Below are 16934 nucleotides of genomic sequence, written 5' to 3' on the forward strand. Positions count from 1 at the left end.
GGCGCCTTTCCCTCGCTGCTTTTCCCGTGGACTGCTCGGAGTTTGAACCGGTGAAAGTGAACCGTTGGAATGCAATCCCTTTCGTTGTCTCGACAAGGGCGCCTTTTTCGTGCCGGCCGTTATAGCGGAGGATTCTCCTTCATAGATATGAGACCGAGAGCTTGTACGAAAGGCGGTGCGAAGATGGAAAGCCTCAAATGGTGGGCGATCGCGGGAGCAGGCGGGCTTTTGGTGTTGATGGCGGCTTCCAGGTCGGTGGTCCGTCCGCTCCGATGGATCTGGTACGGCCTGATTTCCGCCGCGGTCGGAGCGTTGGTGCTGTTCGTGGTCAATCTGCTTGGTCAAGCGATCCATCTGCATATTCCGATCAATCCGGTGACGGCGTTGATTGCGGGAGTTTTGGGGATTCCCGGAGTCTGTTATCTCGCTGCCGTTCAATGGATTTGGTTTGCGGGATAAAAAAATCTCAAAAAAGGTGTTGACTCTTTTTGAGGGTGTGTGCTAGTATATGACTTGTCGCCGCGAGAGAGCGGAGGCGATGAAAAATGAAAGTGTTCCTTGAAAACTGAAGAGTGAACTTGCGAACCTGTCGGTTCACTTTGAGTCGACGGATCGGAAGATCCGGATACACTCTTTGATGGAGAGTTTGATCCTGGCTCAGGATGAACGCTGGCGGCGTGCCTAATACATGCAAGTCGAGCGGTCCTTCCTTCGGGAAGGGCAGCGGCGAACGGGTGAGTAACACGTGGGCAACCTGCCCGCAAGACCGGGATAACTTCGGGAAACCGGAGCTAATACCGGATACGCTCATCCGCCGCATGGCGGATGAGGGAAAGGCGGCTTCGGCTGTCACTTGCGGATGGGCCCGCGGCGCATTAGCTTGTTGGTGAGGTAACGGCTCACCAAGGCGACGATGCGTAGCCGACCTGAGAGGGTGATCGGCCACACTGGGACTGAGACACGGCCCAGACTCCTACGGGAGGCAGCAGTAGGGAATTTTCCGCAATGGGCGAAAGCCTGACGGAGCAACGCCGCGTGAGTGAGGACGGCCTTCGGGTTGTAAAACTCTGTTCTTGGGGAAGAAACTCCGGGAGGCGAATAACTTCCCGGCATGACGGTACCCAAGGAGAAAGCCCCGGCTAACTACGTGCCAGCAGCCGCGGTAATACGTAGGGGGCGAGCGTTATCCGGAATTACTGGGCGTAAAGCGCGCGCAGGCGGCCGGTTAAGTCGGGTGTGAAAGGCTGCGGCTCAACCGCAGAGCGGCACCCGAAACTGGCGGGCTTGAGTGCAGGAGAGGGAAGCGGAATTCCCGGTGTAGCGGTGGAATGCGTAGAGATCGGGAGGAACACCAGTGGCGAAGGCGGCTTCCTGGCCTGTAACTGACGCTGAGGCGCGAAAGCGTGGGGAGCAAACAGGATTAGATACCCTGGTAGTCCACGCCGTAAACGATGAGTGCTAGGTGTTGGGGGACTCGCGCCCTCAGTGCCGAAGGTAACCCATTAAGCACTCCGCCTGGGGAGTACGGCCGCAAGGCTGAAACTCAAAGGAATTGACGGGGGCCCGCACAAGCGGTGGAGCATGTGGTTTAATTCGAAGCAACGCGAAGAACCTTACCAGGGCTTGACATCCCGCTGACCGGTGCAGAGATGCGCCTTTCCTTCGGGACAGCGGTGACAGGTGGTGCATGGTTGTCGTCAGCTCGTGTCGTGAGATGTTGGGTTCAGTCCCGCAACGAGCGCAACCCTTGCTCTCAGTTGCCAGCACCTCGGGTGGGCACTCTGGGGGGACAGCCGGTGAAAGCCGGAGGAAGGTGGGGATGACGTCAAATCATCATGCCCCTTATGTCCTGGGCTACACACGTGCTACAATGGCCGGTACAAAGGGCTGCGAACCCGCGAGGGGGAGCCAATCCCAAAAAACCGGTCTCAGTTCGGATCGCAGGCTGCAACTCGCCTGCGTGAAGCCGGAATCGCTAGTAATCGCGGATCAGCATGCCGCGGTGAATACGTTCCCGGGCCTTGTACACACCGCCCGTCACACCACGAGAGTTTGCAACACCCGAAGTCGGTGAGGCAACCCGCAAGGGAGCCAGCCGCCGAAGGTGGGGCAGATGATTGGGGTGAAGTCGTAACAAGGTATCCCTACCGGAAGGTGGGGATGGATCACCTCCTTTCTAAGGAGCTCGAAAGAGCAAACACGATCGATGCCCGATCAGGTCGCAAGATCTCACTCTTTGGTTTTCAGGGAACACGGACCTCACCGATCTTCGGTGAGGTTTTTTGTTTTTGTCGGGCTTCTGGTCCGCTCTGTCTCATGGAGTGATGACGAGGCCTGCGATGGAGCAAAAATGGTGTCGATCATGTGTTGAATCGAATGAACCATCACGTCTTTCCGTGCGGCAGGGATCCGTTGTCCCGGGGGAGGATCCGGCATCCGGGCCGGGCGGCACGGCGGCGGACGGTTTCCTTCCATATGGATGCGTTTGAACGGGCCGAAAGCGTCGGGATGATCCCCTTTTCTTCTTTTCATCCCGGAAGTTCCATTAAGATTCGTCTGCTTTCTTGCGTGGAAAATTTTTTTGCAAAAAAGGGGTTGCAATCCCGATTTGGGCATGTTATATTTAGAGACGTCGCCGCGAGAACGGCGGCGCGAAAGAAAGACACACGCACCTTGAAAATGGGATATGGAATGTAAAGCCAAGTCGCGATAACACCGGAAGAGAACCGAGCAGCTTGAAGGTGAAGCTGGTAAGGGCGCACGGTGGATGCCTTGGCGCCAGGAGCCGATGAAGGACGGGGCGAACTCCGATAAGCCTCGGGGAGCCGTAAGCAGGCTTTGATCCGGGGATCTCCGAATGGGGCAACCCACCGGCTGGAAGAGCCGGTACCACCACCTGAATCCATAGGGTGGCTGGGGGCATACCAGGGGAACTGAAACATCTTAGTACCCTGAGGAAGAGAAAGCAACCGCGATTCCCTGAGTAGCGGCGAGCGAAACGGGAACAGCCCAAACCGTTTGCCTTCGGCAAACGGGGTTGTAGGACGTCTCACTGTGGAAGTCACAAAGGTTTGGGATAGGCGAACTGGTCCTGGAAAGGCCGGCCAGAGCAGGTAACAGCCCTGTAGCCGAAATCCGAAACCCTTCCGAGGCGATCCTGAGTACCGCGGGACACGTGGAACCCCGTGGGAAGCAGGGAGGACCACCTCCCAAGGCTAAATACTCCCTGGCGACCGATAGCGAACCAGTACCGTGAGGGAAAGGTGAAAAGCACCCCGGGAGGGGAGTGAAAGAGAACCTGAAACCGTGTGCCTACAATCAGTCGGAGCTCCCTTGAGGAGTGACGGCGTGCCTTTTGTAGAATGAACCGGCGAGTGACGGTCACGTGCAAGGTTAAGGTGAGAAGCCGGAGCCGCAGCGAAAGCGAGTCTGAACAGGGCGCTTGAGTACGTGGCTGTCGACCCGAAACCGGGTGATCTACCCATGTCCAGGATGAAGTTCCGGTAACACGGAATGGAGGTCCGAACCTGTTGGTGTTGAAAAACCATAGGATGAGGTGTGGGTAGGGGTGAAATGCCAATCGAACCCGGAGATAGCTGGTTCTCCCCGAAATAGCTTTAGGGCTAGCCTCGAAGAGGAGTCGCGGAGGTAGAGCACTGATTGGGCTAGGGGCCCTCCCCGGGTTACCGAACTCAGTCAAACTCCGAATGCCGCAGACTTTGGTCTTCGGGAGTCAGACCGCGAGTGCCAAGATCCGTGGTCAAAAGGGAAACAGCCCAGACCGCCGGCTAAGGTCCCCAAGTGACCGTTCAGTGGTAAAGGATGTGGAGTTGCCGAGACAACCAGGATGTTGGCTTAGAAGCAGCCACCATTCAAAGAGTGCGTAATAGCTCACTGGTCAAGTGACTCTGCGCCGAAAATGTAACGGGGCTAAACGGTCCACCGAAGCCGCGGATCGTGCCTTCGGCACGATGGTAGGGGAGCGTTCCAGGCAGCGGCGAAGCCGGTCCGGAAGGATCAGTGGAGCGCCTGGAAGTGAGAATGCCGGTGTGAGTAACGAAAAGAGGGGTGAGAATCCCCTCCGCCGAAAGCCTAAGGGTTCCTGGGGAAGGTTCGTCCGCCCAGGGTCAGTCGGGACCTAAGTCGAGGCCGAAAGGCGTAGACGATGGACAACAGGTTGATATTCCTGTACCACCTGCAGCCGTTTGTACGATGGGGGGACGCAGGAGGATAGGGGATCGCGCGATCGGAAGTGCGCGTTCAAGCGGTTAGGCCGGAGAGCAGGCAAATCCGTTCTCCATTCAGGCGGAGCCGTGATGACGAGGGAAACTTCAAGTACCGAAGTCCTTGATTCCACACTGCCAAGAAAAGCCTCTAGGAGGATGCAGGTGCCCGTACCGCAAACCGACACAGGTAGGCGAGGAGAGAATCCTAAGGCGCTCGGGAAAACTCTCGCTAAGGAACTCGGCAAATTGACCCCGTAACTTCGGGAGAAGGGGTGCCCCGGTAGGGTTCACAGCCCGAGGGGGCCGCAGTGAAAAGGCCCAGGCGACTGTTTAGCAAAAACACAGGTCTCTGCGAAGCCGCAAGGCGATGTATAGGGGCTGACGCCTGCCCGGTGCTGGAAGGTTAAGGGGAAGGGTTAGCTTCGGCGAAGCTCTGAACCGAAGCCCCAGTAAACGGCGGCCGTAACTATAACGGTCCTAAGGTAGCGAAATTCCTTGTCGGGTAAGTTCCGACCCGCACGAAAGGCGTAACGATCTGGGCGCTGTCTCGGCGAGAGACCCGGTGAAATCGTACTGCCTGTGAAGATGCAGGCTACCCGCGACTAGACGGAAAGACCCCGTGGAGCTTTACTGCAACCTGATATTGAATTCGGGTACAGCTTGTACAGGATAGGTGGGAGACTGAGAAGCCGGAGCGCCAGCTTCGGTGGAGTCGCCGGTGGGATACCACTCTGGCTGTGCCGGGGTTCTAACTCGCTGCCGTCATCCGGCAGGAGGACCGTGTCAGGCGGGCAGTTTGACTGGGGCGGTCGCCTCCCAAAAGGTAACGGAGGCGTTCAAAGGTTCCCTCAGCGCGGTCGGAAATCGCGCGTCAGAGTGCAAAGGCAGAAGGGAGCTTGACTGCGAGACCCACAAGTCGAGCAGGGACGAAAGTCGGACTTAGTGATCCGGTGGTTCCGTGTGGAAGGGCCATCGCTCAACGGATAAAAGCTACCCCGGGGATAACAGGCTGATCTCCCCCAAGAGTCCACATCGACGGGGAGGTTTGGCACCTCGATGTCGGCTCATCGCATCCTGGGGCTGTAGTCGGTCCCAAGGGTTGGGCTGTTCGCCCATTAAAGCGGTACGTGAGCTGGGTTCAGAACGTCGTGAGACAGTTCGGTCCCTATCTGTCGCGGGCGCAGGAAATTTGAGAGGAGCTGTCCCTAGTACGAGAGGACCGGGATGGACGCACCTCTGGTGTACCAGTTGTTCCGCCAGGAGCACCGCTGGGTAGCCATGTGCGGACGGGATAAGCGCTGAAAGCATCTAAGCGCGAAGCCCCCCTCAAGATGAGATTTCCCATTCCCTCGTGGAAGTAAGACCCCTTGCAGATGACAAGGTAGATCGGTCCGAGGTGTAAGCGCAGCAATGCGTTCAGCTGACGGATACGAATCGGTCGAGGGCTTCACCTCACTTCTTCTCTTCCACATCACGCTTGCTTTACACTCCATACTCATTTTCAGGGTGTGTGGCCTCCCGAAGGGAGGACAACAAAACCTGATCAAACCTGTCTGGTGACCATAGCGGAGGGGTTCCACCCGTTCCCATCCCGAACACGGAAGTTAAGCCCTCCAGCGCCGATGGTACTGAGGGATGGCCCTTGGGAGAGCAGGTCGTTGCCAGGCAGGTTTTTTCATGTCCAGGGGAGCTTTCCGAAGAAACCGGCATCTTCCGTGAAAAGCCGGCGTATTTCGGAAGCTCCTCTTTTTTGCGGGATCTCCTGCTTTCACCTTCCTGCTTTCACCCGGGGACCTGGATGCGCCACTGAAGCAGACCCACCACCCCTGTCACCTGTTTGCCGGACTCCTGCGGATTCTCCTTTGACATGGCGGTCAGCCAAGGGGTGTATCGCAAAAAGTGAGCCGGTGATCCAATGGCTTTACTGGCAGACGGATCCCAGGTTGTCTTTTACGCATCCGGATGCTTGTCGCTTCCCGATCCCATTCAATTCGACAACCCGGTTCGGATGGGGTCATTGGGGAGCCATGGATTTTTTGGCATCACAAAGGGAACATTGCAAGATGACGGGGGCATGGAAGGAAGGTCATGACACCCGGGAGAAATGCAGGCTTTCCGGACATTGTCGGGAATGTCGCCTTTGGAAATGCAAATGAATGAATAAAAAGTGTTGACTTCAGCAAAATAAGATGTTATATTGAATCTCGTCGCCGAAAGATGTCGCCCCGAAATCGGGGAGAAAAAAACCTCGAAAAAGAGGGTTGACACGATGCGACAAAGTATGATAGGATAAGATTCGTCGCCGCGAGAGAGCGGAGGCGATGAAAACGAAAGTGTTCCTTGAAAACTAAAGAGTGAACTTGCGAACCTGTCGGTTCACTTTGAGTCGACGGATCGGAAGATCCGGATACACTCTTTGATGGAGAGTTTGATCCTGGCTCAGGATGAACGCTGGCGGCGTGCCTAATACATGCAAGTCGAGCGGTCCTTCCTTCGGGAAGGACAGCGGCGAACGGGTGAGTAACACGTGGGCAACCTGCCCGCAAGACCGGGATAACTTCGGGAAACCGGAGCTAATACCGGATACGCTCATCCGCCGCATGGCGGATGAGGGAAAGGCGGCTTCGGCTGTCACTTGCGGATGGGCCCGCGGCGCATTAGCTTGTTGGTGAGGTAACGGCTCACCAAGGCGACGATGCGTAGCCGACCTGAGAGGGTGATCGGCCACACTGGGACTGAGACACGGCCCAGACTCCTACGGGAGGCAGCAGTAGGGAATTTTCCGCAATGGGCGAAAGCCTGACGGAGCAACGCCGCGTGAGTGAGGACGGCCTTCGGGTTGTAAAACTCTGTTCTTGGGGAAGAAACTCCGGGAGGCGAACAACTTCCCGGCATGACGGTACCCAAGGAGAAAGCCCCGGCTAACTACGTGCCAGCAGCCGCGGTAATACGTAGGGGGCGAGCGTTATCCGGAATTACTGGGCGTAAAGCGCGCGCAGGCGGCCGGTTAAGTCGGGTGTGAAAGGCTGCGGCTCAACCGCAGAGCGGCACCCGAAACTGGCGGGCTTGAGTGCAGGAGAGGGAAGCGGAATTCCCGGTGTAGCGGTGGAATGCGTAGAGATCGGGAGGAACACCAGTGGCGAAGGCGGCTTCCTGGCCTGTAACTGACGCTGAGGCGCGAAAGCGTGGGGAGCAAACAGGATTAGATACCCTGGTAGTCCACGCCGTAAACGATGAGTGCTAGGTGTTGGGGGTCTCGCGCCCTCAGTGCCGAAGGTAACCCATTAAGCACTCCGCCTGGGGAGTACGGCCGCAAGGCTGAAACTCAAAGGAATTGACGGGGGCCCGCACAAGCGGTGGAGCATGTGGTTTAATTCGAAGCAACGCGAAGAACCTTACCAGGGCTTGACATCCCGCTGACCGGTGCAGAGATGCACCTTTCCTTCGGGACAGCGGTGACAGGTGGTGCATGGTTGTCGTCAGCTCGTGTCGTGAGATGTTGGGTTCAGTCCCGCAACGAGCGCAACCCTTGCTCTCAGTTGCCAGCACCTCGGGTGGGCACTCTGGGGGGACAGCCGGTGAAAGCCGGAGGAAGGTGGGGATGACGTCAAATCATCATGCCCCTTATGTCCTGGGCTACACACGTGCTACAATGGCCGGTACAAAGGGCTGCGAACCCGCGAGGGGGAGCCAATCCCAAAAAACCGGTCTCAGTTCGGATCGCAGGCTGCAACTCGCCTGCGTGAAGCCGGAATCGCTAGTAATCGCGGATCAGCATGCCGCGGTGAATACGTTCCCGGGCCTTGTACACACCGCCCGTCACACCACGAGAGTTTGCAACACCCGAAGTCGGTGAGGCAACCCGCAAGGGAGCCAGCCGCCGAAGGTGGGGCAGATGATTGGGGTGAAGTCGTAACAAGGTATCCCTACCGGAAGGTGGGGATGGATCACCTCCTTTCTAAGGAGCTCGAAAGAGTAAACACGATCGATCTCCGACAGGTCGCAAGCCACTCACTCTTTAGTTTTGAGGGAATACGGGCCTATAGCTCAGTTGGTCAGAGCGCACGCCTGATAAGCGTGAGGTCAGTGGTTCAAGTCCACTTAGGCCCACCATCCTCATATGGGGCTATAGCTCAGCTGGGAGAGCACCTGCCTTGCAAGCAGGGGGTCAGCGGTTCGAATCCGCTTAGCTCCACCACACGCACCTTGAAAATGAGATATGGATTGTAAAGCCAAGTCGCGATAACACCGGAAGAGAACCGAGCAGCTTGAAGGTGAAGCTGGTAAGGGCGCACGGTGGATGCCTTGGCGCCAGGAGCCGATGAAGGACGGGGCGAACTCCGATAAGCCTCGGGGAGCCGTAAGCAGGCTTTGATCCGGGGATCTCCGAATGGGGCAACCCACCGGCTGGAAGAGCCGGTACCACCACCTGAATCCATAGGGTGGCTGGGGGCATACCAGGGGAACTGAAACATCTTAGTACCCTGAGGAAGAGAAAGCAACCGCGATTCCCTGAGTAGCGGCGAGCGAAACGGGAACAGCCCAAACCGTTTGCCTTCGGCAAACGGGGTTGTAGGACGTCTCACTGTGGAAGTCATAAAGGTTTGGGATAGGCGAACTGGTCCTGGAAAGGCCGGCCAGAGCAGGTAACAGCCCTGTAGCCGAAATCCGAAACCCTTCCGAGGCGATCCTGAGTACCGCGGGACACGTGGAACCCCGTGGGAAGCAGGGAGGACCACCTCCCAAGGCTAAATACTCCCTGGCGACCGATAGCGAACCAGTACCGTGAGGGAAAGGTGAAAAGCACCCCGGGAGGGGAGTGAAAGAGAACCTGAAACCGTGTGCCTACAATCAGTCGGAGCTCCCTTGAGGAGTGACGGCGTGCCTTTTGTAGAATGAACCGGCGAGTGACGGTCACGTGCGAGGTTAAGGTGAGAAGCCGGAGCCGCAGCGAAAGCGAGTCTGAACAGGGCGCTTGAGTACGTGGCTGTCGACCCGAAACCGGGTGATCTACCCATGTCCAGGATGAAGTTCCGGTAACACGGAATGGAGGTCCGAACCTGTTGGTGTTGAAAAACCATAGGATGAGGTGTGGGTAGGGGTGAAATGCCAATCGAACCCGGAGATAGCTGGTTCTCCCCGAAATAGCTTTAGGGCTAGCCTCGAAGAGGAGTCGCGGAGGTAGAGCACTGATTGGGCTAGGGGCCCTCCCCGGGTTACCGAACTCAGTCAAACTCCGAATGCCGCAGACTTTGGTCTTCGGGAGTCAGACCGCGAGTGCCAAGATCCGTGGTCAAAAGGGAAACAGCCCAGACCGCCGGCTAAGGTCCCCAAGTGACCGTTCAGTGGTAAAGGATGTGGAGTTGCCGAGACAACCAGGATGTTGGCTTAGAAGCAGCCACCATTCAAAGAGTGCGTAATAGCTCACTGGTCAAGTGACTCTGCGCCGAAAATGTAACGGGGCTAAACGGTCCACCGAAGCCGCGGATCGTGCCTTCGGCACGATGGTAGGGGAGCGTTCCAGGCAGCGGCGAAGCCGGTCCGGAAGGATCGGTGGAGCGCCTGGAAGTGAGAATGCCGGTGTGAGTAACGAAAAGAGGGGTGAGAATCCCCTCCGCCGAAAGCCTAAGGGTTCCTGGGGAAGGTTCGTCCGCCCAGGGTCAGTCGGGACCTAAGTCGAGGCCGAAAGGCGTAGACGATGGACAACAGGTTGATATTCCTGTACCACCTGCAGCCGTTTGTACGATGGGGGGACGCAGGAGGATAGGGGATCGCGCGATCGGAAGTGCGCGTTCAAGCGGTTAGGCCGGAGAGCAGGCAAATCCGTTCTCCATTCAGGCGGAGCCGTGATGACGAGGGAAACTTCAAGTACCGAAGTCCTTGATTCCACACTGCCAAGAAAAGCCTCTAGGAGGATGCAGGTGCCCGTACCGCAAACCGACACAGGTAGGCGAGGAGAGAATCCTAAGGCGCTCGGGAAAACTCTCGCTAAGGAACTCGGCAAATTGACCCCGTAACTTCGGGAGAAGGGGTGCCCCGGTAGGGTTCACAGCCCGAGGGGGCCGCAGTGAAAAGGCCCAGGCGACTGTTTAGCAAAAACACAGGTCTCTGCGAAGCCGCAAGGCGATGTATAGGGGCTGACGCCTGCCCGGTGCTGGAAGGTTAAGGGGAAGGGTTAGCTTCGGCGAAGCTCTGAACCGAAGCCCCAGTAAACGGCGGCCGTAACTATAACGGTCCTAAGGTAGCGAAATTCCTTGTCGGGTAAGTTCCGACCCGCACGAAAGGCGTAACGATCTGGGCGCTGTCTCGGCGAGAGACCCGGTGAAATCGTACTGCCTGTGAAGATGCAGGCTACCCGCGACTAGACGGAAAGACCCCGTGGAGCTTTACTGCAACCTGATATTGAATTCGGGTACAGCTTGTACAGGATAGGTGGGAGACTGAGAAGCCGGAGCGCCAGCTTCGGTGGAGTCGCCGGTGGGATACCACTCTGGCTGTGCCGGGGTTCTAACTCGCTGCCGTCATCCGGCAGGAGGACCGTGTCAGGCGGGCAGTTTGACTGGGGCGGTCGCCTCCCAAAAGGTAACGGAGGCGTTCAAAGGTTCCCTCAGCGCGGTCGGAAATCGCGCGTCAGAGTGCAAAGGCAGAAGGGAGCTTGACTGCGAGACCCACAAGTCGAGCAGGGACGAAAGTCGGACTTAGTGATCCGGTGGTTCCGTGTGGAAGGGCCATCGCTCAACGGATAAAAGCTACCCCGGGGATAACAGGCTGATCTCCCCCAAGAGTCCACATCGACGGGGAGGTTTGGCACCTCGATGTCGGCTCATCGCATCCTGGGGCTGTAGTCGGTCCCAAGGGTTGGGCTGTTCGCCCATTAAAGCGGTACGTGAGCTGGGTTCAGAACGTCGTGAGACAGTTCGGTCCCTATCTGTCGCGGGCGCAGGAAATTTGAGAGGAGCTGTCCCTAGTACGAGAGGACCGGGATGGACGCACCTCTGGTGTACCAGTTGTTCCGCCAGGAGCACCGCTGGGTAGCCATGTGCGGACGGGATAAGCGCTGAAAGCATCTAAGCGCGAAGCCCCCCTCAAGATGAGATTTCCCATTCCCTCGTGGAAGTAAGACCCCTTGCAGATGACAAGGTAGATCGGTCCGAGGTGTAAGCGCAGCAATGCGTTCAGCTGACGGATACGAATCGGTCGAGGGCTTCACCTCACTTCTTCTCTTCCACGTCACACTTGCTTTACACTCCATACTCATTTTCAGGGTGTGTGGCCTCCCGAAGGGAGGACAACAAAACCTGATCAAACCTGTCTGGTGACCATAGCGGAGGGGTTCCACCCGTTCCCATCCCGAACACGGAAGTTAAGCCCTCCAGCGCCGATGGTACTGAGGGATGGCCCTTGGGAGAGCAGGTCGTTGCCAGGCAGGTTTTTTCATGTCCAGGGGAGCTTTCCGAAGAAACCGGCATCTTCCGTGAAAAGCCGGCGTATTTCGGAAGCTCCTCTTTTTTGCGGGATCTCCTGCTTTCACCTTCCTGCTTTCACCCGGGGACCTGGATGCGCCACTGAAGCAGACCCACCACCCCTGTCACCTGTTTGCCGGACTCCTTCGGGTTTGACATGGCGGTCAGCCAGGGGGGCAGCGCAAAAAAGTGAACCGGTTCAATGGGTTTGCTGGCAGACGGATCCCGGGTTTGTCTTTTGCTGCCATCCGGAAGCTTGTCGCTTTTTCCGGGCTTGTCACGTTTTCCGGCTTTTTCGGAGGCGGAGCCGGTTCCGGTCTTGGAGTCATTATTGAAAAGTGAAAAGCCGCGGACGAAATTTTTTTTGTGATGAACGAGATGACGATGGGAAGAACAAGATGACGAATCGCATGCGGCGGATGGACAAGACGGGCGTTGGAGCGAATTGGAGACGTTCCGGGAGAATATCTTTTCGCCATGATTGAATACACTAGGTCTTGACAGCTGAAGGCCGAAAAATGATGAGCGAAACGGGAAGTGCGTTCCGCTGACGTGGTGATGAACCCGGCGGCGTCTGCAGTGGATGGGAGGCGTGCAGACAGGAGGTCGGGGATGGAAGTGTGCGAGAGATGTTCGCGGACGGGCGGATGGTTGAACGATGAACGGCTGCCGGGAACGGAATGCGTTCCAATGTCGTCATGTCAGGGTTGAAAGGATGGCCATTTTGCGGTACCGGGACCTTTTGTCGCCATTTGCTGCCGGACGGGTCGGCGGTGGCCGCAGTATGGAATGAGAGTCATAAAACGGTGAGAAATGAGAGCCGGAAGGTATGGCGGAACTCTTGAAAGGCGATAATGACAGAAAAGACGGAAAAGGCGGTCGATGGCGATGCAAAAGTCCCGTCAAGTGGAAACGTGTTTGATCTGCGGTCAGGAACGGCCGCAGGGAATTCGGTTGCTGAACCGGTTCATTTGCGATTCATGCGAACAGGAAATGATGGTTCTCGAGCCGGGTGAACTGAGATACAATTATATTGTTTGGCGATTGATTCCGCTTTGGATGGACCTTCAGGAAACGAGGCTGGCCTAACGTCAGGCTCGTTTCTTTGTGAACGGAGCCTTCGTCGGGATTCGATTCGAAAGGCAGAGAACTTCACCGAGGAATCGCCGAAGCAAGTGTTGAACCCCGTTTCGAATGAAAGCACCTGCAGGCACACTGTCCCTGTCACCCTTTTGTTTCGAATCGTTCGGTCGCCGACCCGGCCGACCCGGTCGTCAGAATTCGGACACGTGCCATTCAAGGTGTTCGGAGGGATGTAACCTTAACCATTAAAGCCGGGTTCCCGGACCGGCGGAAACCCTATCGATTCATGGAGCCGCAACGGTGATCGGCGTGCGGATCGGAAGCGTCGGGAGAGGCTTGCCTGGCGCGGGATCGTTTCCGGGGAACATCGATCCGGTTTCAGACAAAGAAGGTGACGGAATGAATCAGGAACAGGCACCGTTGTTTGAGGCCCTTCTTGCCCATGTGGAACGGGTCAGGGGCAATTTTCATGTTCCGGGTCACAAGCAGGGAAAGGTGTTTGATGCCCGGGCATTTTCGTATTTCGGATCATTGCTGCCGCTCGATTTGACCGAAGTGGGCAACTTGGACGATTTGCACGACCCCCGTGGAGTGATTGCGGATGCGGAGCGATTGGCCGCTGAATGCTTTCGGGCTGACAGAACCTTTTTTCTGGTGGGAGGATCGACGGCCGGAAACTTGGCAGCCATTCTTCATGTGTGTCGACCGGGGGATGTGTTGATTGTCCAACGGTCCTCGCATCAGTCGGTGATACACGGGCTGATGTTGGCCGGAGCGAAGCCGGTCTGGATCCGGGGCGATTGGGATGAACGGGGGCTGGAACGACCGCTGGATCCGCGGAAATTGGAAGATCTGCTCCGACGGCATCCGGAGGCAAAAGGAGTGTTTGTCACCAGTCCTTCCTATTTCGGGATGGTCCAGCCGGTGGACGAATTGGCGGCGGTTTGTCACAGGCATGGAATCCCCTTGATGGTGGACGAAGCGCACGGGGCGCATTTCGGTTTTCACCCGCGGCTTCCCGAATCGGCCATGGATTCGGGAGCGGACGTGGCGATTCAGTCGACGCACAAGATGCTTCCGGCGATGACCATGGCATCGATGATGCATGTTCGCGGACCGCTGGTTGATCCGGAGGGGCTGGCCCGATGTCTCCGAATGATCCAGTCCAGCAGCCCCTCCTATCCCTTGATGGCGTCCCTGGATCTGGCCAGAAGGGAGATGGCTCTTCACGGAAAAGACCGGTCGCACCGGCTGCTGGAGCGGCTGGATCATTTCCGGGGAAATATCCAGGCACTTCGGCAGGTGGAAGAAGTCCGGTTCCCGGGTCCGCAGGATCCTTTGAAATGTGCCGTCCGTGCCAGGAACGGCATCCCGGGCTTCAGGATGGCGGAGCTGTTGGAGGAACGGGGAATCTTTGCCGAGCTGGCGGATCATGAAAAGGTGCTGTTCGCTTTTTCAACCGGTACGGATGATGCGTCGCTGCAAATTCTGGAGCGGGAGCTGCGGCGATTGGATGTACTCTTGGCGAATCAACCGGTCGGCTCCCGTCGGGTTCCTTCGCTTCCCGAACTCCCCGAACAGGCGGATGTATCCATGGAGGCGTTGCGGACGGGGTCCCGGCGCCGGGTTCCTCTCCGCGAAGCGGTCGGCACGGTGTCCGCGGAAATGATCGTCCCTTATCCACCGGGCATCCCCGTAGTGTTGCCCGGCGAACGGTTCAGTGATGCAACGGTCCGGTATCTGACGGAGCTGCTGAGAGCCGGAGGAAAGATTCGCGGCATCCGGACGGATTCGGGAATATCGGTGGATGTGTTGGATCAGAAAACGTTCAGCCCGGAGGTGGAAGGCCCGTGAGAGGCAGATTCATCACGCTGGAAGGTCCGGAAGGGGCCGGTAAAACCACGCAAATTCAAAAGATCCGGGAGAAGCTCCGGGAACGGGGAGTTTCGTGCACGGTGGTCAGGGAGCCGGGGGGGACCCGCATCGGCGATCGCGTGCGTGAAATTCTGTTGAGCCCGGAGTTTTCGAACATGTGTCAACGCACGGAAATCCTGCTGTATGCCTCTTCCAGAGCGCAATTGGTGGAAGAAGTGATCCGGCCGGCACTCGAACGGGGAGAGTGGGTGCTCTGCGATCGCTATGTCGATTCCAGCCTGGCGTATCAAGGATATGGCGCCATGTGGGATCTTGAAGAAGTGAAGATCGTCAACCGGATTGCCACCGGGGGACTCGTTCCCGACCGGACCTACCTCTTGGACATCCCCGTCGAAACGGGACGGGAGCGGCTTCGGTTGCGGGGAAAAAAGAAGGATCGCATGGAAATGAAAGAGAAATTGTTTCATGAACGGGTCCGGCAAGGGTATCTGACACTGGCAGAAAGGGAGCCGCACCGCTTCCGTGTGGTGGACGGCACAAAAACTCCCGATGAGGTACACGGGGCCATCATGCGTGATTTGTTCCTTTGGGCGGGAATTTGATTTTGCACCCAGGATTTCTCAATGTTTTCCATTTTTTCCTTTTTTCCTGTCGTCACGAAGTTTGCTCCGGTCACGGGCCCGGTGATAGAATGATAGGTGAGACTTCTTGTGAGAAGTCGTCGTTGGAAAAATGACGTTCATCGGAACAGATTGACATACATGCGGCGCTTCCCGGGAAGGGGGTCGGACGCTGCAATCATCCGGGTTTCCGGAGGGAGGCGCGATTTCGGGAATACGGGAGATTGAAGGACAGACGGAGCGAATGGGATCGGAAGCGGTCACGCTCCCCCGACAAACGGACAGGGAGGAGGGATGTGCAGCGTGTTGAAGGTGATCGGTGTCCGGTTCAAAGAGGCGGGGAAAATTTATTATTTTGATCCCGGAGAATGGCGGATCGAACGGAATGACGCCGTCATTGTCGAAACGGTGCGCGGGATCGAATACGGAAACGTGGTTCTGGGAATCCGACATGTCCGTGAGGATGAAGTGGTTCTTCCGCTGAAGAAGGTACTGAGGGTCGCCACCGAGGAAGATGTGAAAACGGTGGAAGACAACCGTCGGGCGGCCAGAGAAGCCTTGGGGATTTGCGAGGAAAAAATCCGTGCCCACGGCTTGGAGATGAAACTGGTGGACGCGGAATACACATTTGATCGCAATAAAATCATCTTTTATTTCACCGCTGACGGCCGGGTGGATTTCCGTGAGCTGGTCCGTGATCTCGCCTCCGTGTTTCGGACACGGATCGAGCTGAGGCAAATCGGGGTTCGGGACGAGGCGAAAATGCTGGGAGGCATCGGACCGTGCGGACGGATTCTCTGCTGTTCTTCCTTTTTGGGAGACTTTGAGCCCGTTTCGATCAAGATGGCCAAGGATCAGAACCTTTCGCTCAATCCGGCCAAAATCTCCGGATTGTGCGGTCGGTTGATGTGTTGTCTGAAGTTCGAAAATGATGTATATGAGGAATCAAAACGGCTGTTGCCGGATGTGGGAGAACGGGTTCTGACGACTCGGGGAGAGGGACGCGTGGTTCTCCTGAATCTGCTGGAACGCAAATTGCAGGTGGAGCTGAACGGCAGCCGAACGTTGGTGGAGTGCACGCTGGAAGAGATTCAAACGGATTCTTCCCGGGATCATTCCCGGCAAGCCAGTGGAACTTTTCAATGACGAATGCCCGGCACGTTGTGTCGAACGGGGTGGGGGGCTTGGACAAACAGGAAATTTTCAAGCGGGTCGCCCAGGTGGAGGAGCAGATCGGAGAGCTCTACCGGGAGTTGGGCGGTTTGAAGGAACGGATCGTCGCACTGATTGAGGAGAACACGCAGCTGCTGATGGAAAATCAGCGCCTGCGGGAACTTCATGATACAAAAGTGACGACCGGACCCGAACGGGTTCCCGCCAAAGAGGAGCAGACACGGCCGGAATCCCTGAACAAGGGGGTTCATCACTTGGTCGGTCTGTACGATGAAGGATTTCATATCTGCAACGTCCACTACGGCCGGTTGAGAACGGAAGGCGAATGCCTGTTTTGCATTGCGTTTTTGAACAAGTCGACGAGGGAAGACTGAACAGGGACCGGTCCTTGGGGGAGCCGGTTTGTCACCGCAATCCGGTGCGACTCCCCGCGGATGACGGATTTTCCCGTTCGGGGACGGTGGATTCCACGAATTCAAACGCCGGTTACGGCG

6 protein-coding genes, 2 tRNA genes and 6 rRNA genes are annotated in these 16934 nt (G+C 57.1%); all 14 read left to right on the forward strand.

Features of this window, described 5'->3' with window-relative positions; translation table 11 throughout:
* The first annotated feature begins 183 nt into the window (after positions 1–183).
* The 14 genes from EG886_RS00225 (at position 184) to EG886_RS00290 (ending at position 16814) form a co-directional block, all read left to right on the forward strand.
* Positions 184–459: a pro-sigmaK processing inhibitor BofA family protein gene (locus tag EG886_RS00225; RefSeq protein WP_124726290.1), complete on the forward strand. Its 276-nt coding sequence runs from the start codon at positions 184–186 to the stop codon at positions 457–459.
* Positions 460–634: 175 nt separating this feature from the next.
* Positions 635–2176, forward strand: a 16S ribosomal RNA gene (locus EG886_RS00230).
* A 564-nt stretch (positions 2177–2740) separates the two neighbouring features.
* A 23S ribosomal RNA gene (locus tag EG886_RS00235) occupies positions 2741–5680 on the forward strand.
* A 98-nt stretch (positions 5681–5778) separates the two neighbouring features.
* Positions 5779–5893, forward strand: a 5S ribosomal RNA gene (gene rrf, locus EG886_RS00240).
* 749 nt (positions 5894–6642) lie between these two features.
* Positions 6643–8184: ribosomal RNA gene (locus EG886_RS00245) — 16S ribosomal RNA — on the forward strand.
* 78 nt (positions 8185–8262) lie between these two features.
* A tRNA-Ile gene (locus tag EG886_RS00250) sits at positions 8263–8339 on the forward strand.
* 9 nt (positions 8340–8348) lie between these two features.
* Positions 8349–8424: transfer RNA gene (locus EG886_RS00255), tRNA-Ala, on the forward strand.
* Positions 8425–8499: 75 nt separating this feature from the next.
* Positions 8500–11439: ribosomal RNA gene (locus EG886_RS00260) — 23S ribosomal RNA — on the forward strand.
* A gap of 98 nt (positions 11440–11537) precedes the next feature.
* A 5S ribosomal RNA gene (rrf, locus tag EG886_RS00265) occupies positions 11538–11652 on the forward strand.
* Together the 16S, 23S and 5S rRNA genes with 2 tRNA genes alongside form the textbook arrangement of a ribosomal RNA operon.
* A 925-nt stretch (positions 11653–12577) precedes the next feature.
* Positions 12578–12778, forward strand: a complete 201-nt coding sequence (locus tag EG886_RS00270; protein WP_164491561.1) for a sigma factor G inhibitor Gin — start codon at positions 12578–12580, stop codon at positions 12776–12778.
* A 393-nt stretch (positions 12779–13171) separates the two neighbouring features.
* Positions 13172–14626, forward strand: a complete 1455-nt coding sequence (locus tag EG886_RS00275; protein WP_124726292.1) for an aminotransferase class I/II-fold pyridoxal phosphate-dependent enzyme — start codon at positions 13172–13174, stop codon at positions 14624–14626.
* A complete protein-coding gene (gene tmk / locus EG886_RS00280) occupies positions 14623–15249 on the forward strand; it encodes a dTMP kinase (protein WP_124726293.1) in 627 nt (208 codons plus the stop codon). The genes EG886_RS00275 and tmk overlap by 4 nt, the downstream gene beginning before the upstream one ends.
* Before the next feature lie 321 nt (positions 15250–15570).
* Complete coding sequence (locus tag EG886_RS00285) at positions 15571–16413, forward strand: PSP1 domain-containing protein (RefSeq protein WP_124726294.1); 843 nt, start codon at positions 15571–15573, stop codon at positions 16411–16413.
* Positions 16414–16451: 38 nt separating this feature from the next.
* Positions 16452–16814 (forward strand): initiation-control protein YabA, encoded by a 363-nt coding sequence (locus EG886_RS00290; protein ID WP_124726295.1) that lies wholly within the window; start codon positions 16452–16454, stop codon positions 16812–16814.
* Positions 16815–16934 lie beyond the last annotated feature (120 nt).

Source organism: Staphylospora marina (genome assembly GCF_003856495.1).
GTDB classification, from domain to species: domain Bacteria; phylum Bacillota; class Bacilli; order Thermoactinomycetales; family Thermoactinomycetaceae; genus Staphylospora; species Staphylospora marina.